At 40.4% G+C, this 26,411-nt stretch carries 16 protein-coding genes; 4 read left to right on the top strand and 12 right to left on the bottom strand.

Going from position 1 to position 26,411, the window contains the following annotated elements; all coding sequences use genetic code 11:
* Window positions 1–14 precede the first annotated feature (14 nt).
* Window positions 15–776 (top strand): tRNA 2-thiocytidine biosynthesis TtcA family protein, encoded by a 762-nt coding sequence (locus tag DQL14_RS03210; RefSeq protein WP_108169798.1) that lies wholly within the window; start codon window positions 15–17, stop codon window positions 774–776.
* Window positions 777–785: 9 nt separating this feature from the next.
* On the opposite strand, the gene DQL14_RS03205 is transcribed toward DQL14_RS03210, so the two are convergent.
* The 3 genes from DQL14_RS03205 to DQL14_RS03195 all read right to left on the bottom strand — a co-directional run bounded on the left by DQL14_RS03205 (window position 786) and on the right by DQL14_RS03195 (window position 4,677).
* Complete coding sequence (locus tag DQL14_RS03205; protein WP_108169797.1) at window positions 786–1,937, bottom strand: cation:proton antiporter; 1,152 nt, start codon at window positions 1,935–1,937, stop codon at window positions 786–788.
* A gap of 25 nt (window positions 1,938–1,962) precedes the next feature.
* Window positions 1,963–3,321 carry an HP1184 family multidrug efflux MATE transporter gene (locus DQL14_RS03200; protein WP_231952907.1) on the bottom strand — a complete coding sequence of 453 codons (1,359 nt, stop codon included), beginning with the start codon at window positions 3,319–3,321 and terminating at the stop codon, window positions 1,963–1,965.
* A 180-nt stretch (window positions 3,322–3,501) separates the two neighbouring features.
* Window positions 3,502–4,677 (bottom strand): sugar transporter, encoded by a 1,176-nt coding sequence (locus DQL14_RS03195; protein ID WP_108169795.1) that lies wholly within the window; start codon window positions 4,675–4,677, stop codon window positions 3,502–3,504.
* A 273-nt stretch (window positions 4,678–4,950) separates the two neighbouring features.
* On the opposite strand from DQL14_RS03195, the gene DQL14_RS03190 reads away from it, so the two are divergent.
* Window positions 4,951–5,694 (top strand): carbonic anhydrase, encoded by a 744-nt coding sequence (locus tag DQL14_RS03190; protein WP_108169794.1) that lies wholly within the window; start codon window positions 4,951–4,953, stop codon window positions 5,692–5,694.
* A gap of 236 nt (window positions 5,695–5,930) precedes the next feature.
* On the opposite strand, the gene DQL14_RS03185 is transcribed toward DQL14_RS03190, so the two are convergent.
* The 4 genes from DQL14_RS03185 to hisS form a co-directional block, all read right to left on the bottom strand.
* Entirely contained in the window at window positions 5,931–7,070 is a 1,140-nt protein-coding gene (locus tag DQL14_RS03185; RefSeq protein WP_108169793.1) for a DUF874 family protein, read from the bottom strand.
* 278 nt (window positions 7,071–7,348) lie between these two features.
* Window positions 7,349–8,587, bottom strand: a complete 1,239-nt coding sequence (locus tag DQL14_RS03180; protein WP_108169792.1) for a DUF874 family protein — start codon at window positions 8,585–8,587, stop codon at window positions 7,349–7,351.
* Between the two features lie 411 nt (window positions 8,588–8,998).
* Window positions 8,999–10,039 (bottom strand): aspartate-semialdehyde dehydrogenase, encoded by a 1,041-nt coding sequence (asd, locus tag DQL14_RS03175; RefSeq protein ID WP_108169791.1) that lies wholly within the window; start codon window positions 10,037–10,039, stop codon window positions 8,999–9,001.
* Window positions 10,026–11,354, bottom strand: coding sequence for a histidine--tRNA ligase (hisS, locus tag DQL14_RS03170; protein ID WP_108169790.1), 1,329 nt, complete (start codon window positions 11,352–11,354; stop codon window positions 10,026–10,028). The genes asd and hisS overlap by 14 nt, the downstream gene beginning before the upstream one ends.
* 61 nt (window positions 11,355–11,415) lie before the next feature.
* Here hisS and waaF point away from each other — a divergent pair, with 61 nt between their 5' ends.
* Window positions 11,416–12,465: a lipopolysaccharide heptosyltransferase II gene (gene waaF / locus DQL14_RS03165; RefSeq protein ID WP_108169789.1), complete on the top strand. Its 1,050-nt coding sequence runs from the start codon at window positions 11,416–11,418 to the stop codon at window positions 12,463–12,465.
* 130 nt (window positions 12,466–12,595) lie between these two features.
* Here the strand turns inward: waaF and DQL14_RS03160 are convergent, their stop codons facing one another.
* On the bottom strand, window positions 12,596–12,868 hold the full coding sequence (locus DQL14_RS03160) for a hypothetical protein (RefSeq protein WP_000744165.1): 273 nt from the start codon (window positions 12,866–12,868) through the stop codon (window positions 12,596–12,598).
* A gap of 218 nt (window positions 12,869–13,086) precedes the next feature.
* Here DQL14_RS03160 and DQL14_RS03150 point away from each other — a divergent pair, with 218 nt between their 5' ends.
* Complete coding sequence (locus tag DQL14_RS03150) at window positions 13,087–14,076, top strand: aldo/keto reductase (RefSeq protein WP_078248051.1); 990 nt, start codon at window positions 13,087–13,089, stop codon at window positions 14,074–14,076.
* A 536-nt stretch (window positions 14,077–14,612) separates the two neighbouring features.
* Here DQL14_RS03150 and fusA read toward each other — a convergent pair.
* The 4 genes from fusA to DQL14_RS03130 all read right to left on the bottom strand — a co-directional run bounded on the left by fusA (window position 14,613) and on the right by DQL14_RS03130 (window position 26,354).
* Window positions 14,613–16,691 carry an elongation factor G gene (gene fusA / locus DQL14_RS03145; RefSeq protein ID WP_108169788.1) on the bottom strand — a complete coding sequence of 693 codons (2,079 nt, stop codon included), beginning with the start codon at window positions 16,689–16,691 and terminating at the stop codon, window positions 14,613–14,615.
* Between the two features lie 11 nt (window positions 16,692–16,702).
* Window positions 16,703–17,170: a 30S ribosomal protein S7 gene (gene rpsG / locus DQL14_RS03140; RefSeq protein ID WP_001254357.1), complete on the bottom strand. Its 468-nt coding sequence runs from the start codon at window positions 17,168–17,170 to the stop codon at window positions 16,703–16,705.
* A 15-nt stretch (window positions 17,171–17,185) separates the two neighbouring features.
* On the bottom strand, window positions 17,186–17,593 hold the full coding sequence (rpsL, locus tag DQL14_RS03135) for a 30S ribosomal protein S12 (RefSeq protein ID WP_001142321.1): 408 nt from the start codon (window positions 17,591–17,593) through the stop codon (window positions 17,186–17,188).
* A gap of 88 nt (window positions 17,594–17,681) precedes the next feature.
* Complete coding sequence (locus DQL14_RS03130) at window positions 17,682–26,354, bottom strand: DNA-directed RNA polymerase subunit beta/beta' (RefSeq protein ID WP_108169787.1); 8,673 nt, start codon at window positions 26,352–26,354, stop codon at window positions 17,682–17,684.
* Between the last annotated feature and the right edge of the window lie 57 nt (window positions 26,355–26,411).

The following is a 26,411-nucleotide window of genomic DNA, read 5'->3' as shown; positions in this document are numbered from 1 at the left end:
ATCAAGGATCAAAAATGGCCTATGAAATTTCCAAAAAAGTCTTACACATTGTGGGCAAGACTAACGCTACTTACAAACTCATAGAAGAAGGCGATAAAATCTTATTAGGATTGAGTGGGGGCAAGGATTCTATCATGCTCGCTTGCATCTTAGCCAGGATGCAAAAACATGCCCCTTTCAAATTTGATTTTAAAGCGGTTACCGTGCATTATGGTTTGGGCGAAGATTTGAAATGGTTGAGCGATTTGTGCCAAGATCAAGGCATTGAGCATGAGATCATTTACACCCAAATCGCTGCCACGATCAACGAAAAACGCCGTGAAAAAAGCTCGTTTTGTTCGTTTTGTTCTCGTTTGAGGAGAGGAACTTTGTATTCTAAAGCTTTAGAAGAAGGCTATAATAAAGTCGCTATCGCACACCATTTAGATGACGCCGTAGAGAGCTTTTTTATGAATTTCACTTATAACGGGAGTTTGAGGAGCATGCCCCCCATTTATAGGGCTGAAAACGGCTTGTTGGTGATCCGCCCTTTGATTAAGGTTCGAGAAGCCAGCAGCATTCATTTTGTCACTTCTCAAAATATCCCAGTCGCCCCTGATTGCAATTGTCCGGCCAAACAGCCCGCCTCTGATAAGCCCCCTATCGCGCGATTAGCCACTAAAAATTTCTTAAAAGAAATGCAAAACTTGCACCCTCATTTCTTTGACAGCTTAGAAAACGCGTTTAATAATGTTCAAGCAAACAGCTTTAGCGACTCTAAATATTTAGACGCTTAAAGCTTTCATTCAAGCTTTTTTGTTGAGCATTTTAATCGCAATCGTGAATAATACCCCTTCAAAAATAGCCGCCATGAGCAATGCGTAGTAGGTGTTTTGTGAGATCGCTTGCGCTTTTAAGCCTACCGCTGCGGTGGTTACTAAAAAAGTTAAAGGCATAGAAGCCCCTAAAGCGAATGAAAATAAATGCTTGGCTTCTTTAAAGTATTTGCGCCACAATAAGGTTGAAGTGATCAAGTGCAAACTCAACATCGCTATGACAATCAATATCCCTTGAAGGATCAAATGCGGGTTTAAAAACACTAATTTTAAGTCTAAAGTAGAGCCTACATGGATGAAAAACAAAGGCACAAAAAACCCAAAACCCACATCATTGAGCTTGTGGATCAGCTCTGATTTATGAGGGAAAAAAGTAGAAACGACTAACCCCGCCAAAAACGCCCCTAAAACCATTTCTATTTTGAGCCACACCACGATCGCAACCAGTGAAAAAAAGAGCATGAGCGAAAAACGCACGTCTTGGTTGAACTGACTGCTTTTAGGCATCACAAAAAGCTTTAAATGCGGGAACCACCAAAACAAAGTCTTAAAGATTTGAAACGCCACGATAATTAAGATTAAAAAAACAATGAGAATGCCTAAATCTTTAATCAAATCCATGCCCAAGCCATGCGAATACACCCCATCCACGACCACCAAACCAAAAATGCTTAACAACTCCCCAATAACGCCCACTTTTAAAACCAAATCAAGCCACAAAATCTCTTTACGATAATCTTTGACTAAAGTCATGATCATGCCCAAACTAATAATGGGGAAAATCACCATGAAAATAGGCTCTAAATTAAGGCTAAAAGTAAGGATGAACGAAAGCGTGTATAAAATCAACAGATAAGCAAAAATGCGTTTTAAAAGAGAAACCCCTAATTTTTTAAACAAATAAATCTCCACTTCCAAACCGCATAAAAACATTAAAAATAAAAAGCCAATCTCAGACATGATTTCAAAGCCCTTAGTAGACTCAATAAAACCCACATACGCCCCAACAGATCCAAATAAAATCTCCACAACCGTGATAGGCAAACGAGAGATTCTAGACATATAAGGGGCCATCACAATTAAAAGCATGATGAGCGCGAAAGTGAAAAATTCTGCATGCATGTCTTAATTTTACCTTATTTATTGGTTAAGTTTTCACAGCGATAGGGTTTTTCTCTTTATAAGTGGTAAAAACCCCTTTTTTGATTTCGTAATAAGTTACCCCTAACGCTACTAAAAACGCTAAAAATTGCGCGATAGGGTAAGTTACCCAAACGCCATTAATCCCATAGAAATGACTTAAGATCGGCAATAGAATAACGATAAACCCCAGCGTGTGCGAAAGGGTGATGATAAACGAACTTTTAGCGCGTTGGATGGATTGGAAAAACACCGCGCACAACAAAGTCATGCCTAAAAAAACATAGCCAACATAATAAATATTCATCGCTCTTTTAGTCTCTTGCATAAAAAGGGGGTCTTGTTCGCTTGGCTGTAAATAGAGCTTGATTAAAAATTCATCTAAGAAATAATAAGCACCATAGAAAACAACCCCTATACAAAACGCTGCTTTCAAACCAAAAATAAACACCTCTTTCACGCGCTCTAAATTTCTAGCCCCATAGCTAAAGCTCGCAATCGGTTGGATGCCTTGAGAAATCGCAAACAAAGTCGTAAAAAAGATCACCGCATTATACATAACGATCCCATACACGCTCACAAACCTTTCCCCTGCAGTGTGCATGATAGCGGTATTAAACAACAAAATCATAATAGAAGCGCTAAATTCTGCCGTGCTTTGAGGCACGCCGCTTTTAGCTGAAGAAATGACTGAAGACAAGGAAAATCGTTTGATGAAATACAATTGCCCTTTTTTGCGCCAAAAATGCTGCATTAAGACTAAAACCCCTATCGCATGCCCTATCACGGTGGCTATTGCGCTGCCTTGAACCCCCACTTCCAAAACAAAAATAAACAAGTAGTTGAAAAAGATATTCGCTAACGAGCCAACCAGCATCGCTACCATCGCTAAAATGGGGCGTTTGTCATTCACCACAAAAACATCCGCCAAAGGGTGCAAAACCATAAAAACCGCACCCATTAAAATGATTTCAATGTAGCGTTTGGACATGCTCAATAAAGCGTCATTGCTCCCAAAAAGGCGTGCGATAGTTTCGCTAAACGGCAATAACGCCATGCTCAAAATAAAGGCGCTTATAGCGACAAAATAAAACACGCTGCTAAACACAAGCCTAGCCCTATGGGTTTTATTTTGACCCAAAAAATACCCCACAATACTCGCTGCCCCAAAACCAAAAAGCAATTCATACGCAATGAGCCCTGGAAAAATAGGCCATGCGATATTGACCGCAGCGATAGCTTCTTTACCCAGTTTCTTGCCCACAAACATGCCATCTATCATAGAGTAAGTGGAAAGTGAAATCATAGAAAAAGCTAAAGGGATAAAATAATAAAAAAAGAGCTTCCTGATAGAATCTTTATGCAAATCAATCTTTTTTTTTAGCATTTAAACCACACACCACCTAAAATTTATGACAAATTTTTCTATTTTAACATAAAAAGAGAGGCAATCTACCCGTTAGCGCGGTTATTAAGCGGTATCATTAAAAAATGGTTTTTAGCGCGAAAGGGATTTCCTTTATTGGGTTAATCCTTTTAACGCTCTTTATGTTTTTTTAAACTTGATCGTAATGAATCTAAGCCAAAACAGCGCCAACAAACCTAAAGCCCCACCCACAAAGCCAATATACCCTAGCCCTAATTGGTGGATCACAATACTGCCAAACAACGCACCTGATCCAATCCCCACATTATAGCTCCCTGAGTAAATCGCACTCGCGACATCCGTGGCATCCGGCGCAAGCTGCAACACCCTCATTTGCAAGGAAATCCCAAGCGAAGTGATCCCAATCCCCCACAAGAAAATTTGCAAGAAAACCACCCACTCCAAGTTTTTAAACACAAAAAGCAAGAGTTGCGGGCAAATGACTAAAATCATCGCAAAAGCGATAAATTTTCTTGAATTTTTCGCATACAAACGGCCGAATAAAAAACTCCCCGCCACGCCCGCTAACCCAAAAACAAACAACATTAGCGTCGTAATGTCAGGAGAAAATTGGCTGATTTGAATGATAAAAGGCTCAATATAGCTATAAGTGGTGAAATGCCCAGAGATGACCATGATCACAAGCAAATAAATCCCCATTAACAGCGGGCGTTTCATTAATATAGGGACACTTGCGAGCGTGCCTGCGTTTCTACTGGGTAAATGCGGGAGCAATTTCCACATAAGTAGCATTATAAGAGTCGCAACGCCCCCGATCACGCCAAAAGTGGATCGCCAATCTAGAATTTGCCCAATGATCCTCCCAAGCGGCAACCCTAAAATCATCGCTAACGAACTCCCTAACGCTAACAGCCCTAAGGCCTGTTGTTTTTTGTTTCTTGGCGCGACACGAATGACTAAAGAAGCCGTGATGGACCAAAAAATAGAGTGGGCAAAAGCGATACCCATACGAGAAAGGAGTAGCACCCAAAAATCCCACGCTAACGCTGAAAGGATATGGCTGAGAATAAAAAGGGCGAAAAGAAAAAGCAATAAGCGTTTCCTTTCAATTTTAGCGCTAAGCAGCATCAAAGGCAATGAGCCAAGAGACACCACCCATGCATAAGCAGTGATCATAAGCCCCACTGTTGCGCTCTCCATTTCAAAGCTTTTCGCAATATCTGACAGAAGCGCGACAGGGACAAACTCCGTGGTGTTAAAAATAAACGCCGAAAGCGAAAACACAAAAACCCGCATTAAGGCGAATCTTTGATACGATTGTTTGGTTATCATCATTTAAATCTTAAGGGGTTAAATTTTATTCCATTTGAAAGCTTGGAGTATAAGACAAAAATTTTAACCGCTTGTAAATTGGGAACTGGTTAAAACAAATATTTCCGCTCCATAGGCGCATTAAAATTTAATAGAGTTGTTACCATATAAAACAGAATTTAAAACCATTTCCAACTTTTAACCAATCTGTTTTTTGTAACTGCGGTCATTGTTGATTAAGCGCTAGAATTAATTGCTTTTTAATATTTTAGAATTTTAAAATAAAGGATAATTAAAATGAAAAAAACTTTTTTGATCGCTTTAGCGCTTACGGCTTCTCTTATAGGCGCTGAAAATACCAAATGGGATTATAAAAATAAAGAAAATGGCCCGCACCGCTGGGACAAATTGCACAAAGATTTTGAAGTGTGCAAAAGCGGTAAAAGCCAATCGCCCATCAACATTGAGCATTACTACCACACGCAAGATAAAGCCGATTTGCAATTCAAATACGCCACTTCTAAACCTAAAGCGGTCTTTTTCACCCATCATACTTTAAAAGCTTCATTTGAGCCGACTAACCACATCAATTATAGAGGGCATGACTATGTGCTGGATAATGTGCATTTCCACGCCCCTATGGAGTTTTTAATCAATAATAAAACCAGGCCTTTGAGCGCGCATTTCGTGCATAAAGACGCTAAAGGGCGTTTGTTAGTGTTAGCGGTAGGTTTTGAAGAAGGGAAAGAAAACCCCAACCTTGATCCTATTTTAGAAGGCATTCAAAAGAAACAAAATTTTAAAGAGTTGGCTTTAGACGCTTTCTTGCCTAAAAGCATCAATTACTACCATTTTAACGGCTCTCTCACCGCTCCTCCTTGCACAGAAGGGGTGGCATGGTTTGTGATAGAAGAGCCTTTGGAAGTCTCTGCCAAACAATTGGCTGAAATCAAAAAACGCATGAAAAATTCGCCTAACCAACGCCCCGTTCAGCCTGACTACAACACCGTGATCATTAAAAGCTCAGCTGAGACCCGCTAAAGATCCGCTAAAATTAAAACCCCCTCTTTTAAAAGAGGGAGGTAAAAATCATTCTTCATAAAACACCGCTAAAAATTGCAACCGCTTGTATTTTGTGAAACGCTCAAACGCTAAAGACGATTGGGATTCATACTAAGGAGTTTAAAAAAGGCTCTGTTCTAATTGGGTAATATAGAGTCTTTAAAATACCACAAATAAGCTAAAAACGATTTTATGGTATTCTTATTTTCTTATGCCTACATCCTTTTACTATAACCATAACCCGCTTTTTCTGCTTTCTTTTCAGTATTAGCAACCGCTTCTATTTCTTTATTAACATCAGCAAATATTTTTTGAACGAACAAAAGGCTTTGAGAGGTTGGAAGGTGGGCTTGTGGGTTTCTCATTTCAAGCATTTTAGCTTGAGCTTTAGAGCGTATTTTTAGATTTTCTTTTTGCCATTCTTCTGTAACCTTAAAATCTCTAGGATCTAGTTCTAAATAAGCGATAGAACTTGGTTTATAAAAATCCACTTGTTTAGCGATAGCTTTTTGAGAATAGGGCAGAGATTCTAGCTCTTTTTGCAAATAAGCGATAAGCTCTTGCACTTTTGATCCTCTTTGAGAGTGGGGTTGTTTAGAGTTTGGGAGGTGTTTTGGCTGGATAGGGGTTTGATTGGTTTTTGCAGGTTTAGGGGTTTTGCATTCAGCTTCTATTTCTATAGCAATGCCAGTAGTAATACCGGTCTTAATTCTTGCTTTTTTAATAAACAATTGACCATGTTTTTCTTGGCAATTTTGTTCTGTTTCTTTAATGAAATCTTTCTGTTCTTTAATCAAATCTCTTTGTGTATTAATTGTCTTTTGTTTTTGCTGTTCTAACTCTATCTCACTCTTATTTGCTTTTTGTTTTTCTTGTTCTGTCTTTTGTTTTTCTTGTTCTGTCTTTTGTTTTTCTTGTTCTGTCTTTTGTTTTTCTTGTTCTGTCTTTTGTTTTTCTTGTTCTGTCTTTTGTTGTTTTTGTTCCAGTTCTATCCCACTCTTGTTCGCTCTATCCCTAGCGTTTTCAGCTTCCTTTTGAGTTTCAGCCACTTCTTTTTTGGATTGGTCATCAGCAAAACACACATTCATAAGCATGGTTGTTATCGTTGCTACACCTATTGCTGAATTAAACCATGAGTTAGGATGCGTTTTTAAATAATCATCCGCAGTCTTAACATTCCCGCATATCCAATCGCTTTTTTTAACTTGTTTTTTTATTGAGTCTTTTATCGCTTCCCAAAAAGCAATCCCCATTATAGACATTCCCACATTTTTAAAAACTTTCTTTTCTTTTGCCGTTTTTACTAATTTCATCATCATTGTTGCAAGCATTACTAAAACTCTTATAACAGGCATTTAAATCCTTTCAAAAAACAATCTCACCTTTCAAAATCTTATTTTTGTAGTATATATAGTCATATTTAATCGCTATTAAACGATTGGTTTGAAAAATTGTAAGGGTCAATCCAATCAGATTTTTCTAATCCATTCCAACAAAACTTGATACAAGTTTTCCTTATACCTTAAACTCACACCCTTTTAAAGGGAGCAAGCTAATAAGCGATTTTTCTATGGCAAGAAACCGAATGATGTCTCCTAGAATATAAAAACGATTTTATGGTGTTTTCTTATGCCTACATCCTTTTACTATAACCATAACCCGCTTTTTCTGCTTTCTTTTCAGTATTAGCAACCGCTTCTATTTCTTTATTAACATCAGCAAATATTTTTTGAACGAACAAAAGGCTTTGAGAGGTTGGAAGGTGGGCTTGTGGGTTTCTCATTTCAAGCATTTTAGCTTGAGCTTTAGAGCGTATTTTTAGATTTTCTTTTTGCCATTCTTCTGTAACCTTAAAATCTCTAGGATCTAGTTCTAAATAAGCGATAGAACTTGGTTTATAAAAATCCACTTGTTTAGCGATAGCTTTTTGAGAATAGGGCAGAGATTCTAGCTCTTTTTGCAAATAAGCGATAAGCTCTTGCACTTTTGATCCTCTTTGAGAGTGGGGTTGTTTAGAGTTTGGGAGGTGTTTTGGCTGGATAGGGGTTTGATTGGTTTTTGCAGGTTTAGGGGTTTTGCATTCAGCTTCTATTTCTATAGCAATGCCAGTAGTAATACCGGTCTTAATTCTTGCTTTTTTAATAAACAATTGACCATGTTTTTCTTGGCAATTTTGTTCTGTTTCTTTAATGAAATCTTTCTGTTCTTTAATCAAATCTCTTTGTGTATTAATTGTCTTTTGTTTTTGCTGTTCTAACTCTATCTCACTCTTATTTGCTTTTTGTTTTTCTTGTTCTGTCTTTTGTCTTTCTTGTTCTGCTTTTATTTGACTATTAGCGAGTTCTATCCCACTCTTATTTGTTTTCTGTCTTTCTTGTTCTAACTCTATCTCACTCTTATTTGTTTTCTGTTTTTCTTGTTCTGTTTTCTGTCTTTCTTGTTCTAACTCTATCCCACTCTTATTTGCTTCCTTTTTTTCTTGTTCTAACTCTATTTGTTTATCAATATCACCAGCGCTACAAGCGGCTAATAATAAACTTGTCGCTATTGTTAATCCTGAATATTTCCACCAATTGATTTGACTCTCTTTTTCAGCTTGTTTGGATTTATCTTGGACTTTATCGTCCAATTCTTTTGCCTTCTTGCACGCAACATGGGTCAATACTACTAATGCCGCATTGCTTTTCTTGGGATGTTTTTTTACAAGTTCTCTAACTCTCTTTGCGATCTTTGTAAAAAAACTACCAATTGATCGGAGCGTATTTGTAATGGCACTCGCTTGTTTAAAATGAGTCTCTTTACTTGCCTCTGTGTTAGCTGTCTCTGTGTTTTTGCCAACTTTATTTGTTTTTCCTGTTTTTACTGATTCCATTACCAACCTTTCAAAATCTTATTATTGTAGTATATATAGCCATATTTAATCGCTATTAAACGATTGGTTTGAAAAATTGTAAGGGTCAATCCAATCAGATTTTTCTAATCCATTCCAACAAAACTTGATACAAGTTTTCCTTATACCTTAAACTCACACCCTTTTAAAGGGAATAATAGGCAATAACTCGCTAGCTAAACATTCACTCTCTGCTTGAGTGTAAGCCTTTCATTCCTTTTGACCTACCAAATACTAGCATTTCTCTCAATCAAGCCTTGAGAAATTCAATTACACCCTTGTTTAACATCGCAAGCCTAGTAACTTAAAGCTCTTTTTTAGAGATTGGGCTAGATTGATCCTTATCCTTAATTCAAGTGCATGCGCATTCATCTTTGTTATCTTTGAATAAACTCAAGCGTTCTTAATGTAATGCATGGCGATTTTGAGCGCGTTGGTGGCTGCTCCCACTCTCAATTGATCCGCCACGCAAAAGCCGTGCAAGGTTTTCTTATCAAACAAATCCTTCCTCAAGCGCCCTATAAAGACGCTATCCGTGTGGCTCGCTTTTAGGGGCGTGGGGTAAAGATTATGACTGGGATCATCGCAAACAACCACGCTAGGGGCGTTTTTTAAGACTTCATAGACTTCTTTGAGATCGAATTCTTTCTCAAAAGCGATACTCAAACTCTCGCTATGGCTCCTTAATACCGGCACGCGCACGCAAGTCGCGCTGATAGGGAAATCCACGCCCATGATCTTATGGGTTTCATGCACCATTTTTAGCTCTTCTTTCGTGTAGCCATTCTCCTTAAAAGTATCAATATGAGCGATCGCATTGAAAGCGATCGCATAAGGGAAAGCCCCGGCTTGCAAAACCTGGTTTAAATCAATAGCGGGGTCTTTTTCCAAACACTCTAATGCGGTTTTTAGCTCATTTTTCAAACTCTCTATCCCCTTATTCCCTGCCCCACTCACGGCTTGATAGGTGCTAACAATCACGCTTTTTATCTTAAAATGAAGGTGTAAGGGGTTTAAGATTTGCGTCATTTGAATGGTAGAGCAATTAGGGTTAGCGATGATATTTAAAGGAGCGTTAAAAATTTCTTTAGCGTTGATTTCAGGCACGACTAAAGGCACATCTTTATGCAATCTAAAAAAGCTCGTGTTATCAATCACTAGGGCCGTTTTTGAAGCGCTTATAGCAAATTCTTCGCTCACGCTCCCCCCAGCGCTAAAAAAGGCGATGTCTATTTCTTCTTTTTCAAAAACCTCATGCGTGGTTTCTAAAATTTCATAGTCTTTATTGAAAGCTTTAATCTTTTTACCAGCGCTCCTAACGCTAGCGAGCGGGACAAATTTTTTAATCGGGAAAGAAGAATTTTCTAAACCTTTAATCAGTTCTTGCCCTACCGCCCCACTAGCCCCAACAATAGCGACATTATAAGTCTTCATCGTTTTCTCCAATGATTTCAAGGGCTTTTAAAAAACTCAAGCAATTCAACTGCATGCCTGAATGCATGTTTTTCAAGCTTAAGGTTTCGCTTTTAAATTCTTCTTCGCCAATGACAGCCACGAACTCATGCCCTTTATGGTTGGCATAAGAAAAGGGTTTTTTGATTTTTTGAGCTTCTGGATAGACTTCGCTAAAAATCCCGCTTTGCCTTAAAGACTCCGCCAAGCGGTTTGCATAAGAAAAATACTCTTCATGCATGCAAGCGATTAAGACTTTGGCTTGGGTGGAGCGCTCATCTAATAATTGCATTTCACTCAAAGCCACAATCAATCTATCAATCCCAATAGAAGCCCCTACCCCTTGTAAATTCTCTTTAGAAAAATTTTTAGTCAAATGATCGTAACGCCCCCCTGAACACACGCTCCCTAAAGACTTCATTTCATTAAGCGTGGTTTCATACACAATCCCTGTATAATACCCTAACCCCCTAGCGATAGAAAAATCAATTTTATACAGGTTTTGAGAAATTTGCAAATCCCCTAGCAACTGGTATAGCCTTTCTAAATCCTGTATGCCCTTTTTCAGATTTTCATTATAGTCTTTCAAATAAGCAATTTTTTCAAAAAATTCCGCATGGCTTAAATCGTTCTGTTTGATTTGAACCATTTCTAAAAGCTCTTTAATGGTGTTTGAATTTAAATCGCACTCTTTTTTTAATTCTTCTTCAACCCCATCCAAGCCAATTTTTTCCAATTTATCCACAATGCGCAGCACTTCATTCACTTGAGCAATGCCAAAATATTCGCATATGCCATTCAAAATTTTCCTGTGGTTGATAGAGACGCAAAAATCTTCTAAATCCAAAGCTTTTAAAGAAGCAATGATCACTTGAATGATCTCAGCATCGCATACTAAGCTCTCGCTCCCTATAAAATCAAAATCGCATTGCGTAAATTCCCTATAACGCCCTTTTTGTGCCCTTTCGCCCCTAAAGACATTGCCTATGGCGTAGCGTTTAAAGGGCATGCCTAATATTTGGTGGTGCAAAGAGACAAAGCGGGCTAACGGCACGGTCAAATCAAACCTTAAAGCCACATCCCTATCCCCATGGTCTTTAAAACGATAAATCTCTTTTTGAATATCACTGCTCGCATCAGGCAATAACATTTGAGCGTATTCTAAATGAGGGGTTTCAATCGGCACAAAACCAAAACTTTGAAACACAACTGAAACTTTAGCGAGCAACTGGGCTTTTTGTATCGCATCTTTAGGCAAGCGGTCTTTAAACCCGCTCAACACTTTAGGGGTAATCATTCCATTTCCTTGTATTTGTATGCTAAAATTTTAGCTTAAAATCTTTAAAAAAGGGCTATTGATGAGCGTAAATGCGCCCAAACGCATGCGTATTTTATTGCGTTTGCCTAATTGGCTAGGCGATGGGGTGATGGCAAGCTCGCTTTTTTACACCCTTAAACACCACTACCCTAACGCGCATTTTATCTTAGTAGGCCCAACCATTACTTGCGAACTTTTCAAAAAAGATGAAAAAATAGAAGCCGTTTTTACAGACGACACCAAAAAATCCTTTTTCAGGCTGTTAGCCACTTACAAACTCGCTCAAAAAATAGGGCGTTGCGATATAGCGATCACCTTAAACAACCATTTTTATTCCGCTTTTTTGCTCTATGCGACAAAAACGCCTATTCGCATCGGTTTTGCTCAATTTTTTCGTTCTTTGTTTCTCAGCCATGCGATCGCTCCTGCCCCTAAAGAGTATCACCAAGTGGAAAAGTATTGCTTTTTGTTTTCGCAATTTTTAAAAAAAGAATTGGATAAAAAAAGCGTTTTACCCTTAAAACTGGCCTTTAACCTCCCCACTCACACCCCAAACACCCCTAAAAAAATCGGCTTTAACCCTAGCGCAAGCTATGGGAGCGCTAAAAGATGGCCAGCTTCTTATTACGCTGAAGTTTCTGCTGCTTTGTTAGAAGAAGGGCATGAAATTTATTTTTTTGGGGCTAAAGAAGATACTATCGTTTCTGAAGAAATTTTAAAACTCATCAAAGGCTCATTAAAAAACCCCTTATTGTTCCATAACGCTTACAATCTGTGCGGGAAAACAAGCATTGAAGAATTGATAGAGCGCATCGCTATTTTAGATTTATTCATCACTAACGATAGCGGTCCTATGCATGCGGCTGCTAGCACACAAACCCCCTTAATCGCTCTTTTTGGCCCCACTGATGAAAAAGAGACTCGCCCCTATAAAGCTCAAAAAGCGATCGTATTGAACCACCATTTAAGCTGTTCGCCCTGCAAGAAACGAGTTTGCCCTTTAAAGAATGAAAAAAACCACTTGTGCATGAAATCTATCACGCCCCTTGAAGTCCTAGAAGCCGCTCGCACTCTTTTAGAAAAGCCTTAACGCCTTTTATGCACTTTTGAAAAACATAGCCGTATTGATAACACTCTGTATATAAAAAATTTAAAAAGTAGAATTGACAAAGTAGTTTAAAGAAAGCGTTTTGAAAACGCTTTCTTTGGAGACAAAGCTATTAAGCCACTGAGTTTTTAGGTTTTTTAGCGTCTTTTTTATCTTTGTGAGCCACTAATTGAGAGCTTAACTCAGGTTTTTTAGCGTCTTTTTTATCTTTGTGAGCCACTAATTGAGAGCTTAACTCAGGTTTTTTAGCGTCTTTTTTATCTTTGTGAGCCACTAATTGAGAGCTTAACTCAGGTTTTTTAGCGTCTTTTTTATCTTTGTGAGCGTATGCAGAACTCACTGCCAAAACTGATAATAAAACACCTGTCAAGATTTGCTTTTTCATACGAAACTCCTTGTGATGATCTTAAAAGCGAGAGAATTATATTTCTCAAAAGTAAATGAATAGAAACCAATCAAATTTTTGATTGGTTTGGTGGTTTTGCTACCTTAAAAAAACTACAATACAAAAAACTTGATAAATTATCTTTGGTTTTAGAAAGTTTGACAAAAATTAAGATTGCGGTTATACTGAAAAAAACAATATGAAATCAAGGAGCTTGTATGCAACAGCGTCATTTAGGCCCTTTAAAAGTGGGTGCATTAGCTCTAGGGTGCATGGGCATGACTTATGGGTATGGGGAAGTCCATGATAAAAAGCAGATGGTTAAACTTATCCATAAGGCTTTGGAATTGGGTATTAACTTTTTTGACACTGCAGAGGCTTATGGGGAAGATAATGAAAAGCTTTTAGGCGAAGCGATCAAGCCTTTTAAAGACAAGGTTGTGGTAGCGAGCAAGTTTGGGATTTACTACGCAGATCCTAATGACAAATACGCAACCATGTTTTTAGACTCCAGTCCTAACCGCATTAAGAGCGCCATTGAAGGGAGTTTGAAACGCTTAAAAGTAGAATGCATTGATTTATACTACCAACACCGCATGGATACTAACACGCCCATAGAAGAAGTGGCAGAAGTTATGCAAGCTCTTATTAAAGAAGGAAAAATTAAAGCTTGGGGGATGAGTGAGGCAGGGTTATCTAGCATCCAAAAAGCCCATCAAATTTGCCCTTTAAGCGCGTTGCAGAGCGAATATTCCTTGTGGTGGCGCGAACCTGAAAAAGAGATTTTAGGTTTTTTAGAAAAAGAAAAAATTGGCTTTGTCGCTTTTTCGCCTTTGGGTAAGGGGTTTTTAGGCGCGAAATTTGAAAAAAATGCCACTTTCGCTAGTGAGGATTTTAGAAGCGTTTCTCCTAGGTTTAATCAAGAAAATCTAGCCAAAAATTATGTCTTGGTGGAATTAATCCAAGATCATGCACACGCTAAAGGCGTTACACCAGCCCAACTGGCTCTCTCGTGGATTTTGCACACGCAAAAAATCATTGTCCCTCTCTTTGGCACCACCAAAGAATCTAGGCTCATAGAAAATATAGGGGCTTTGCAGGTTTCTTGGAGTCAAAAAGAATTGGAGATTTTCCAAAAAGAATTGACTGCAATCAAAATAGAAGGGGCCCGCTACCCTGAAAGAATCAATGAAATGGTGAATCAATAAAAGTATTGGGTATTTATAATTGCATTGGCTCTCTTAAAAGAGATTGAGCGTTATTTTCTGTTTGTCAGTGTGTTTTTATCCCCCTGACAAACTTTTTAAGGCATTTTAACAAGGCTTTGTTTTAATAAAAAATTGATTATAAAAATTTGAAAAATACCAAAAAGCGTTTTTTAAGATTGAATACAAAAGAGCTTTTCGTTAGTCAAGCGGAATTTCTTGTAATGCGATCTTGTGGGTGTTAAGAGGAAAAGTTATTTCAAAATACTCCCTATTTCCTAAAAAAATGAGTCTTAAATAAAGAAAATAAATTTTACTATAAAACAAAGCAACCAAAACCCCATTTTTAAAAAAATTAAAAAGTTTTAATTACTCCTATTTGACAAGAGAGCCACAAAACAATTTATAGCAAACTAAAAAAGGTCATTAAAAGAGATTAAAAAGGGATAAAAACACTCAAGAAGTCTTTTTAAACCCAAAAGAGAAAAAGTTTAAATACCACCTACAACACCCTCTCACAAGAGAGCGTTATGACAAAATCAGCCTTTGCGTTTTTCTACAATTTCCTTAGCGATATTGCTAGGCACTTCGCCATAATGATCAAACTCCATAGAGTAAGTCCCACGCCCTTGAGTGGCTGATCGTAAATCCGTAGAATAACCAAACATTTCTACCAACGGCACAAAAGCGTTCACGATTTTCAAACCTAATCGGTCGTCCATAGAATTGATTTGCCCTCTTCTTCTATTCAAATCGCCAATCACATCGCCCATGTATTCTTCAGGGACTTCCACTTCCACTTTCATCATAGGCTCTAGTAAAACCGGGTTAGCCGCACGACTCGCTTCTTTAAACGCCATAGAGCCAGCGATTTTAAACGCCATTTCTGAAGAATCCACATCATGGTAGCTCCCATCATAAAGGGTAACTTTAAAATCCACCACCGGATAGCCTGCCAAAACGCCATTTTGCATCGCTTCTTGGATACCCTTATCCACCGCAGGGATATATTCTTTAGGGATCACGCCCCCAGAAATTTCATTCACAAATTCATACCCGCTGCCAGGCTCTTTAGGCTCAAGCTTGATAAACACATGCCCGTATTGCCCACGACCACCGCTTTGCTTAGCGTATTTATGCTCTTTGCTCACGCTTGAGCGGATAGTCTCTCTAAAGGCGACTTGCGGCTGACCGATTTCAGCTTCCACCTTAAATTCTCTCTTCAATCTATCCACGATGATTTCTAGGTGCAATTCACCCATACCACCAATAAGGGTTTGACCGGTTTCTTCTTGAGTCATCACCCTAAAGCTTGGATCTTCTTCAGCGAGCTTGCCTAACGCTACGCCCATTTTTTCTTGGTCTGCTTTCGTTTTAGGCTCCACAGCGATGTGAATGACCGGCTCAGGAAATTCCATCCTCTCTAAAACAACCGCATTTTTTTCATCGCAAAGCGTGTCCCCAGTTAGCGTGTCTTTTAAGCCCACAAACGCGCAAATCTCACCCGCATAAACTTCTTTAATGTCTTCTCTCTTATTGGAGTGCATTTTAAGGAGTCTTCCCACGCGCTCTTTTTTGTCTTTGGTGGAGTTATACACATAGCTACCGGACTCTAGCTTGCCACGATACACGCGCACAAAAGTGAGTTGGCCCACAAAAGGATCCGTCATGATTTTAAACGCCAAACCGGCAAACTCGCCATCATCGCTGGATTTCACAAAAACCTCTTCTTCAGTTTTTGGATCAATCCCCTTAATATCCACAACCTCTGTGGGCGCTGGCAAGTAATCAATGACTGCGTCTAATAAAGTCTGCACGCCTTTATTTTTAAAAGAAGAACCACAAAGCATAGGGACAAGGCTCATGTTCAAACAACCTGTTTTAATGCCTTTTTTGATTTCTTCAATACTCAATTCTTCACCGCCTAAATACTTTTCCATCAAGGCTTCATCTTGCTCGGCTACGGATTCTACAAGCTTTTCTCGGTATTGTTTAGCCTTTTCTAACAAATCGCTAGGGATTTCTTCCACATCGTATTTGGCTCCCATGGTTTCATTATTCCAAACAATCGCTTTCATTTGGACTAAATCAATCACGCCAATGAAAGTGTCTTCAGCCCCAATAGGGATATTAATAGGCACAGGATTAGCTTTCAAGCGAAGCTTAATCTGGTTTTCTACATTATAGAAATTCGCCCCAATCCTATCCATTTTATTGACAAAAACAATCCTAGGCACGCCGTATTTATTCGCTTGACGCCACACGGTCTCGCTTTGAGGCTGCACGCCCCCAACCGAGCAAAACACCGAAACCGCACCATCTAGCACGCGCATGGATCGTTCCACTTCAATAGTGAAATCCACATGCCCTGGAGTGTCAATCAAATTGATTTGGTGATCCTTCCAAAAGCAAGTCGTTGCCGCAGAAGTGATAGTGATCCCTCTTTCTTTTTCTTGCTCCATCCAATCCATTGTCGCCGCGCCGTCATGCACTTCGCCAATTTTATGACTCACGCCTGTATAGAATAAAATCCTTTCAGAAGTGGTGGTTTTCCCAGCATCAATGTGAGCGGCGATACCGATATTCCTGATCCTATTTAATGGGGTTTTTCTAGCCATTCTAACTCCAATTACCAGCGATAATGCGCGAACGCTTTATTCGCTTCTGCCATTTTATGCACATCTTCTTTTTTCTTAAAAGCCGCACCCTTATCGCTAGCCGCATCCATAAGCTCATTAGCCAATCTATCCACCATCATTCTTTCATTGCGTTTTCTGGTCGCTTCTAAAATCCAACGGATAGATAGCGACTGCTGGCGGCTCGCTCTCACTTCTACGGGCACTTGATAGGTAGCCCCACCCACTCTTCTGCTACGCACTTCTACTAAAGGACGCACTCTTTCTAGGGCTTTTTCAAACACTTCAATCCCTTTTTCACCGCTTTTTTCTTCAATCTTATTAAAAGCTTTGTAGATGATTTTTTCCGCTACGCTTTTCTTGCCGTCGAACATCATTTTATTGATAAACTTAGTAACCACTTTGTTCCCATAAACAGGATCGCCCAAAACCTCCCTAACGGGTGCTTTTCTTCTTCTCATGTTTTTGTTTTCCTCTTATTTTTTCTTGTTGTCGGTTGCTTTCTTGTCGGTCGCTTTAGCTTTTTTAGTCCCATACTTAGAGCGTGAAACCGTTCTTTTATTGACCCCTGCAGTGTCTAAAGCGCCACGAACGATGTGGTATTTCACACCGGGTAAATCCTTAACCCTACCCCCACGCACTAACACAATAGAGTGTTCTTGCAAGTTATGCCCTTCACCAGGGATATAACTGATCACTTCAAATTTACTGGTCAAACGAACTTTGGCAACCTTTCTTAAAGCCGAGTTAGGCTTTTTAGGGGTAGTCGTATAAACCCTAGTACAAACCCCTCTCCTTTGAGGGCATTCCACTAATGCAGGTGATTTGGTTTTTTTAACCACCTTTTTCCTTTCTTTTCTAATCAGCTGATTGATAGTAGGCACTATTTTTCCTTATTCTAAAAATTTAAAACTAAAAGTTCCCCCATTTTACCCTAATTTTTCTTTTAAAAATCTTAACCGATTTTTCATATCAAAATTTAGAGTTATCCTCAAGCGCTCTTAACACGATTTTTTTATTCTTATACATGCCTGTTCCCACAGGGATCATCCTCCCCAACACCACATTCTCTTTCAAATCCTCTAAAAAGTCTTTTTTCATCGCAATACTGGCTTCTGTTAAAACTTTAGTCGTTTCTTGGAAAGAGGCCGCTGAAATGATACTATCGCTCCCAATAGCCGCTCTAGTGATCCCTAAAAGCACCGGTTCAGCGATCGCTGGCTCGCCTTTTAAAGCGATCACACGAGCGTTTTCTTCTTTGAAGAGTTTTTTACTGACTAAATCCCCTTCAATAAACTTGCTATCCCCGCTGTCTAAAATGCGCACTTGCCTTAGCATTTGAGAGACAATGATTTCAATGTGTTTGTCCGCAATGCTCACCCCCTGCCTGCGATACACTTGCTGGACTTCGCTCACAATGTATTTATAAAGCTCTTTTTCGCCGCTGATCCTTAAAATATCATGGCTTGAAATTACTCCATCCGTCATCGCCTCTCCCGCATGCACAAATTCATCAGCATGCACTAGAATTTGCTTGCCTTTATCCACAAAATAATCCATGGAACGGCCATCTTTAGAAGTTACAATGATGTGTTCTTTATTGCGAATGGGTTTGCCAAAACTCACTATCCCATCCACTTCAGAAAGGATCGCCACATCTTTAGGTTTAGGCTTTCTCGCTTCAAAGAGTTCAGAAACCCTCGGGAGACCTCCGGTAATATCTCTGGATTTAACGGTCGCTTTAGGGATTTTCGCTAACACTTCAGCCTGCTCCACGCTAGAGCCATCGCTAATGGCGATAGAAGTTTTTGGCTCTAGGAAATAACGCGCTTCTTCGCCATTAGCCCCCTCTAAAAATAAGCTTGGTTTGTATCCGCTTGGAATGTAATCATTCACCACTAAGCTGGTGATACCGGTATTTTCGTCTTCTTTTTCAGCGACCGTAACCCCTGCGATAACATCCACAAAACTCACCTTACCTTTAAAGTCCGCAATGATAGGGGTGTTGTAAGGATCCCATGTGGCAATCGTTTTGAAAGTGTTAGTCGTGGGTTTAGAGATCACGCTATTAGCGCTCACTTCGCTATTATCATCAATCAAGATCTCAGAACCCCTAGCGATATAATGGCGAGCGGCTTCCCTACCATTATCATCAGCTATCACCGCAAACAAGCCTTTTTCGCTCACCATATCGCCCTTTTTGATCCCATGGGTGCGCTCCAAATGGTTAGCCTCTAAAACATAGTATTTGATCACGCCTTTTTCTTTGGCATACACATCTTGCGCAATAGGGTCATTATCCTTGACTAGCAATTCGCTCGCATAAGGGATGCGATTAGGCACGTTCCAGCCCTCTTGAATAATATCAGCGATACTTCCCCCCTTATGCACCTTATGCCCACTAGCATAAGGCAAATACACTTTCCCCTCAATCTTACCGCCAACGCCGGCTAATTCGCTTGGCTTGACAATATCGCTTCTCCTTAAAACAAATTTAGCTTCTTGATCGCCATTTTTCACGCTCACAACGACTTCTTCATAGACCGTTTCAATGCGTAATTCCCCATCAAAAGGCGCTTTAATCTTAGGCTCTACCACTAAAATAGAAGCGTTACGGCGGTTAGCGATAATGTTTTTACCCTCTTTATTCGTGTAAGTCCTAAGGTTGTAGAAACGCACAAAACCTTCTTTGCTCGCTACAATTTCGCGCTCATCCTGACTCCTGCTCGCTGTCCCGCCCACATGGAAAGTCCTTAAAGTGAGCTGCGTTCCAGGCTCCCCAATAGATTGCGCAGCCACCACGCCCACCGCTTCACCCGGATAACTCATCTTGCCTTCGCCCAAATTCAAGCCATAGCATTTCGCGCACACGCCCTTTGGCGCTTTACAAGTTACTGGGGTGCGGATCGTAATGGATTTAATCCCGGCTTCAACCACCTTTTTAGCGCCCTCTTCATCAATCAAAGTGTCCGCATAAAGCAAGATTTCATTCGTAATGGGATCAATCACATCTTCTAATAAAACGCGCCCAAAAATACGCTCTTCTAAAGGTTCAATCAGCTCACTCCCCACCGCAATATCCGTGATTTCAATCCCTTCATGCGTGCCGCAATCATCAGACACCACCTTGACATTTTGCGAAACATCAATGAGCTTTCTTGTCAAATACCCCGCATTGGCTGTTTTTAGCGCTGTATCCGCTAAGCCCTTTCTAGCGCCATGCGTGGAGTTAAAGTATTCTAAGACATTCAACCCCTCTTTAAAGTTAGAAATAATGGGCGTTTCAATGATACTGCCGTCCGGCTTTGTCATAAGACCCCTCATCGCTGAAAGCTGACGGATTTGCGCCGCGCTCCCCCTTGCGCCGCTATCAGCCATCATATAAATAGAGTTAAAGCCCTCTTTATCTTGCGCGATAGCGGTCATCATTTCTTTACTCATTTTGTCATTGACTTCAGTCCAAGTGTCAATGATCTTATTGTAGCGTTCTTGGTCAGTGAGCAGCCCTTGATCGTATTGTTGCTGGATTTTTTTAACCTCTACTTTGGCTTTCTCCACCATTTTTTGCTTGTCTTTTGGCGTGATAATATCTTCCATAGAGATAGAAATACCAGCCTTAGTCGCATACCTAAAGCCAAGCGTTTTTAAATGATCCAAAAAGGTTGCGGTAATGCCGATACCGCCGACTTTATGCACATAATCCACAAGCACGCCAATATCTTTTTTCTTCATGGGTCTGTTCCACAAATCCGTAGGGATAAAGTCAGGCAAAATGGACTTAATGATCATGCGTCCCGCACTCGTAGCGATAATATTCCCTTGATCTAAAACCCTAATCTTTGCGTGGATGTCTAATTCTTTCGTGTCAATAGCGGTGATGATTTCATTCACGCTAGAAAAAAGCTTATGCTCGCCCTTGACCCCGCTCTTTTCTAAAGAAAGATAATAAAGCCCTAAAACCATATCCTGGCTAGGAATGGCTACGGCTTTACCGCTAGCGGGCAGAAGGATATTCATAGAGCTTAGCATCAGCACCTTGCATTCAGCGATCGCTTCCTGGCTTAAAGGCACATGCACCGCCATTTGGTCCCCGTCAAAATCGGCGTTGAACGCTGAACACACTAACGGGTGCAATTGGATCGCTTTGCCGTCAATCAGCTTTGGATGGAACGCTTGAATGGATTGCTTGTGCAAGGTAGGAGCGCGGTTGAGTAGCACCGGATACCCCTCTGTGATTTCTTGCAAGCACTCCCACACTTCATTGCTTTTTTGTTCAATCATGCGTTTAGCTTGTTTGAGCGTGGTGGCATAGCCTCTCTCTTCAAGCTTGGATAACAAATGCGGTTTGAAGAGTTCCAACGCCATGTTTTTAGGCAACCCGCATTCATCCATTTTAAGATTAGGCCCAACCACAATCACGCTTCTGCCTGAAAAATCCACGCGCTTACCTAAAAGGTTTTGCCTGAAACGCCCTTGCTTGCCTTTAATGATTTCGCTGAGCGATTTTAAAGGGCGTTTGTTAGCCCCTTTAACCGCATTGGTGCTGCGGCCGTTATCAAAAAGCACATCCACGGCTTCTTGCAACATCCTTTTTTCATTGCGCACAATGATTTCTGGCGCTCCAAGCTCCATTAAGCGTTTCAAGCGTTGGTTACGATTAATAACACGACGATACAATTCATTCACATCGCTGACCGCAAACTTCCCGCCATCTAGTGCGACTAAAGGCCTTAAATCCGGTGGCAATACCGGTAAAACCGTGAGCATCATCCACTCAGGCCTGTTACCAGAATTTAAAAAGCTTTCTACCACTTTCAAACGCTTAATGAGTTTTTTCTTTTTCGCATCGGAATTGGTGTCTTTCACTTCTTCTTTCAAACTCTGCAATAAGGTGATCAAATCAATTTCTTCTAACAAATCCTTGATCGCTTCACCGCCCATTTGCGCTACAAAGCCCCTGTCTTCGTATCTTCGTGAGATATTTTGATACTGCTCTTCATTCAAAATATCGTATTTCATCACAAGCTTAGTGCCTTCATTGTCATAAGCGGCTTCGCCTGGCTCTTTAACGATATAAGCTTCATAATACAACACGCGCTCTAAGTCTTTCATCTTAACGCCTAAAAGCGTGCCGATACGGCTAGGCAAGGAATTGACATACCAGATATGCGCTACAGGAGTGGCCAATTCAATATGCCCCATTCTAAAACGCCTGACTTTGGAGTGCGTGATCGCCACGCCGCATTTTTCGCATGTGCCAATGTCTTTGAAGCGAGGCTTTTTGTATTTACCGCACAAGCATTCATAATCTTTAGTGGGGCCAAAGATTTTCATGCAAAACAAGCCGTCTCGTTCAGGTTTTAGGGTGCGATAATTGATCGTTTCTGGCTTTTTAACTTCCCCATAACTCCAAGAATGGATTTTTTCAGGGCTAGCTAGAGTGAGCTGGAAAGAGCTAAAGTCTTTAGGCCTGTCATCTTCTTTAATGACAATGGGTTTAGGCGCTCCATCCTCATCCACATCGTCCCCAAAAATATTAATATCCAAAGCGAGCGATTGCAATTCTTTAGTCAAAACATAGAAAGTCTCAGGGATTTCACTCTCGCCCACTTGCTCACCTTTAGCGATAGCCCTATAAGCGTTCTCTCTGCCTCTAATATCATCGGATTTAATGGTAAGCATTTCTTTGAGAGTGTGCGCTGCACCATAAGCTTCCAAGGCCCACACTTCCATTTCCCCAAACCTTTGACCCCCAAAGAGCGCTTTACCCCCAACGGGTTGGTGCGTTACTAGGCTATAAGGGCCCGTGCTTCTGGCATGGACTTTTTCATCCACTAAATGGTGGAGTTTGATCATATACATGTAGCCCACATTCACGCGTTCCCTCATTTTTTCGCCTGTGCGCCCGTCATACAGATCCATTTTGCCATCCATAGCGATCTTGGCTAATTCAAACAGCTTGTAAAATTTTTCTTGCGAGATGCCTTCAAACACAGGGATAGCCATCTTAACGCCCTTGCTCCAATCTTTGGCGTATTCCAAAAGCTCTTCATCAGAGCAATTCTCAAGTGCATGGATTGTCAAGGGGTCTTTTTCATTAATGGCGTTAGCGATTTCTAGCATTTTAGCGCGCAATTCTTTGGCAAAATCTCTGGTTTTATCCTCTAGCATGCTAGCGATTTGTTTCCCAAACTCTTTCCCCACTAAGCCTAAATGCATTTCTAAAATCTGCCCGATATTCATGCGGCTTGGCACGCCTAAAGGGTTTAAGACAATATCTACAGGCTCGCCATCAGCGGTATAAGGCATATCCGCAACCGGCACGATATTAGACACAATCCCTTTATTCCCATGCCTTCCTGCCATTTTATCGCCCACTTTAAGCTTTCGTTTTGTAGCGATATAGAGCTTGACTTTTTTGATCACGCCATTAGGCAAAATATCATCTTTTTCTAAAATAGAAAGCTTTTCTTCATGCTCTTCACCCAAAACTTTCTTTTGCTCTAAGAAATTGTTTTTAGTGATTTCATAGTGGTTTTGCACTTCTTTAGAATACTTTTTGACTAAACTAGCCAAAGTGAAGCGGTTGATTGAAGCGATTTCTTCTTTGGGGATTTGATCGCCTTCTTTATAATCCTTGCCGTTATGGCTGAAAGGCTCTTCTAAAATCGCTTGAGAAAGGAGCGAACTAACGCGCAACAATTCTTCTCTATTGAGCATGGTCAAGCGATCAAAATGCTCCATATCAAGCTTGGCTTTTTCTTCTTCATACGCGCTCAAAACTCGCGCGTCTTTCTCATAGCCTTTTTTAGTGAAGACCTTTACATCAATCACCGTGCCTTCCAAACTGGGAGGGCAATACAAACTCTTATTGACCACATGCCCAGCTTTATCCCCAAAAATAGCCCTTAAAAGCCTCTCTTCAGGCGTGCTTTTAATCTCGCCTTTAGGAGAAGTCTTACCCACTAAAATCATGCCAGCGCTCACATAAGTGCCCACTTTAACGATCCCGCTTTCATCAAGATGAGCGAGCGCTTCTTCTTTCACATCAGGAATATCAGCGGTAAATTCTTCCGCGCCATGCTTAAGCTCCCTAGCATCCACTTCTTTTTCATAAATGTGGGTGGAAGTGAAAATATCATCTTTAGTGATGCGCTCACTCACCACGATCGCGTCTTCAAAGTTATAGCCATTCCAAGGCATGAATGCCACGCGCACATTTTTCCCTAACGCTAACTCGCCTCTATCCATGCTAGGGCCATCAGCGATGATTTGCCCGGCTCCCACTTTATCGCCCACTTTAACGATAGGGACTTGATTGAAACTGGTGTTTTGGTTGGTGTGCAAGTTTTTTTGCAAAGAATACGCATCAATATAGGCTTCTTCTTTGCCTTCGCCTAAAATATAAATATTTTTAGAATCAATTTTTTCTACAACGCCTGCACGATTGGCTTTGATCGCTCCCCAAGAATCCCTAGCGATAATTTTTTCAATCCCTGTGCCTACAATGGGAGCGTCGCTTCTTAATAACGGCACCGCTTGACGCTGCATGTTAGTCCCCATTAAAGCGCGGTTAGCGTCATCATGCTCTAAGAAAGGAATGAGCGATGCGGCGACCCCTACTAGCATGCTAGAGCTTAAATCCATTAAGGTTACTTTGCTTTTTTCGTTTAAAACGATCTCGCCTTCCACGCGCGTTTCAATCAAATCGCCCAAAATATTACCCTCTTCATCAATGGGGGTGCTTGCGGGAGCGATGATGTGGCTGTCTTCTTGAATAGCGGTCAAATAAATCGTCTCGCCCACTACCTTGCCATCCACAACCTTTTTATAAGGGGCTTCAATAAAGCCTAAATCATTCACTCTTGTGAAAGTGGAAAGGGTGTTGATCAGACCGATATTTTGACCTTCTGGGGTCTCAATGGGACAAATTCGGCCATAATGCGTGGGGTGCACATCCCTAGCTTCAAACCCTACCCTGTCTTTCACCAATCCCCCTTCACCGAGTGCTGAAAGGCGTCGTTTGTGCGTAACCTCACTCAAAGGGTTAGTTTGATCCATAAATTGCGAGAGCTGACCGCCCATGAAAAATTCCATGATGGTGCTGGTGATCATTTTAGAATTAACCAAGTCATGGGGCATGAGCGAATCAAAAGCCCCGCTCATGGTAGTGAGCTTGTCTTTAATGGTCTTTTGCATTTTCACTAAGCCTGAATGCAATTCATTGGCCAACAATTCCCCTACCGCCCTGATCCTACGATTGCCCAAGTGGTCCCTGTCATCAATCTTGCCCTGATTGTTTTTGATTTTCATGAGGTATTTAACGGTGGTGATAATATCTTCATGCGTTAAAGTCGTAATGTAATCAGGCACATGCAAGCCTAACTTGTGATTCATTTTCATGCGGCCCACCATGGTCAAATCATAGCGTTCTGGATCAAAGAAAAGTTTTTTGACAAACTGCTTAGCCACTTCAGTCGTAACAGGATCGCCTGGCTTCATAACCTTATGGATACGAATCGCTGCTAGAGCGTTTTCATCATCAATTTTTTCGGTTTGCTTGAGCAATTTCAAAGACTCAGAATCGGCCAAAAAAGATTGGATAATGGAAGCGTCATGCCCTAACGCTAGATCGTTGATGATCGCAAATTCTTGCACGCCTAAATCGTGGATTTTTTCTAATTTGTTTTTATCTAGTTGAGTGAGCATGTCCAATAAGACTTCTTTCCCTACCATAACAGGCTCAGCTAAATGGCGATTGAGTAAAATATCCATAGGGTATTCCACCCATTCTAAATGGTTTTCTTTAAGCTCTTTAATCTTTCTTGAAGTGAGCTTTTTTCCTGCTAAAAGAATAATCTTGCCTTGAGAATCTTTCAAGTCAAATTCCATTCTTTGATTGGCGTCTAATGAAGCAAACGGGATCAAATATTTATCGTTTTCATAACGCACTTTAACAAGCGGGTAGAACATTTTGATAATGTCTTGTTTTTGATAATCCATTGCCCTGAATAAAATAGTAACAGGCACTTTACGGCGTTTATTGATACGAGCGTATAAAACATCTTTAGAATCGTATTCAAAATACAACCACGAACCCCTATCAGGGATGATTTGCCCTGTGTAAATGAGCTTGTTTAAAGAAGTGCTAGACTCCTCTTCTTTAAAAATCACACCGGGGCTTCTGTGGAGCTGATTGACGACCACGCGCTCCACCCCATTGATAATAAATGAAGTGCGTTCTGTCATCAAAGGGATCTCACGAATGAAAATGCTTTGTTCTTTAATATCCTTAATGCCGTTCTTTTCGCCACTTTTGGTATCTTTTTCCCACAAGATCAAGCGCACTTTAATTTTGAGAGGGATAGAGTAGGTAATGCCCCTCTCCATCGCTTCTCTAACGGTGTATTTAGACTTGCCAAATTCGCAACCCGCGTATTCTAAAGTGATGCGGTTATGCTCATCTTGGATAGGGAAAATGGATTTAAAAACCTTTTCAATCCCGCTCTCTTTGCCCTCTTTAGAATACAAGAAAGAATCATAGCTGTCTCGTTGTAATAATAATAAATTAGGGACTTCTAAATCTGTTGGGGTTTTTGTAAAATCAGCTCTCAAGCGGTTTTTTAGGGGAATTTTTTTTGACATATTTCAAGCCTTTGATCAAAAATTTTGAGTTATTTAATGCATTAATTCAAGTAAGCA

Origin of the sequence: Helicobacter pylori NCTC 11637 = CCUG 17874 = ATCC 43504 = JCM 12093, assembly GCF_900478295.1 — a bacterium.
Classification (GTDB): domain Bacteria; phylum Campylobacterota; class Campylobacteria; order Campylobacterales; family Helicobacteraceae; genus Helicobacter; species Helicobacter pylori.
This window is presented reverse-complemented; position numbering and strand designations above follow the sequence as displayed.

Excerpts from the sequence above, each read along its gene's own strand:
- DQL14_RS03210 (WP_108169798.1), top strand. The coding sequence starts at position 15 with ATGGCCTATGAAATTTCCAAAAAAGTCTTACACATTGTGGGCAAGACT.
- DQL14_RS03205 (WP_108169797.1), bottom strand. The coding sequence starts at position 1,937 with ATGCATGCAGAATTTTTCACTTTCGCGCTCATCATGCTTTTAATTGTG.
- DQL14_RS03195 (WP_108169795.1), bottom strand. The coding sequence starts at position 4,677 with ATGATGATAACCAAACAATCGTATCAAAGATTCGCCTTAATGCGGGTT.
- DQL14_RS03190 (WP_108169794.1), top strand. The coding sequence starts at position 4,951 with ATGAAAAAAACTTTTTTGATCGCTTTAGCGCTTACGGCTTCTCTTATA.
- DQL14_RS03185 (WP_108169793.1), bottom strand. The coding sequence starts at position 7,070 with ATGCCTGTTATAAGAGTTTTAGTAATGCTTGCAACAATGATGATGAAA.
- DQL14_RS03180 (WP_108169792.1), bottom strand. The coding sequence starts at position 8,587 with ATGGAATCAGTAAAAACAGGAAAAACAAATAAAGTTGGCAAAAACACA.
- asd (WP_108169791.1), bottom strand. The coding sequence starts at position 10,039 with ATGAAGACTTATAATGTCGCTATTGTTGGGGCTAGTGGGGCGGTAGGG.
- hisS (WP_108169790.1), bottom strand. The coding sequence starts at position 11,354 with ATGATTACCCCTAAAGTGTTGAGCGGGTTTAAAGACCGCTTGCCTAAA.
- waaF (WP_108169789.1), top strand. The coding sequence starts at position 11,416 with ATGAGCGTAAATGCGCCCAAACGCATGCGTATTTTATTGCGTTTGCCT.
- DQL14_RS03160 (WP_000744165.1), bottom strand. The coding sequence starts at position 12,868 with ATGAAAAAGCAAATCTTGACAGGTGTTTTATTATCAGTTTTGGCAGTG.
- DQL14_RS03150 (WP_078248051.1), top strand. The coding sequence starts at position 13,087 with ATGCAACAGCGTCATTTAGGCCCTTTAAAAGTGGGTGCATTAGCTCTA.
- fusA (WP_108169788.1), bottom strand. The coding sequence starts at position 16,691 with ATGGCTAGAAAAACCCCATTAAATAGGATCAGGAATATCGGTATCGCC.
- rpsG (WP_001254357.1), bottom strand. The coding sequence starts at position 17,170 with ATGAGAAGAAGAAAAGCACCCGTTAGGGAGGTTTTGGGCGATCCTGTT.
- DQL14_RS03130 (WP_108169787.1), bottom strand. The coding sequence starts at position 26,354 with ATGTCAAAAAAAATTCCCCTAAAAAACCGCTTGAGAGCTGATTTTACA.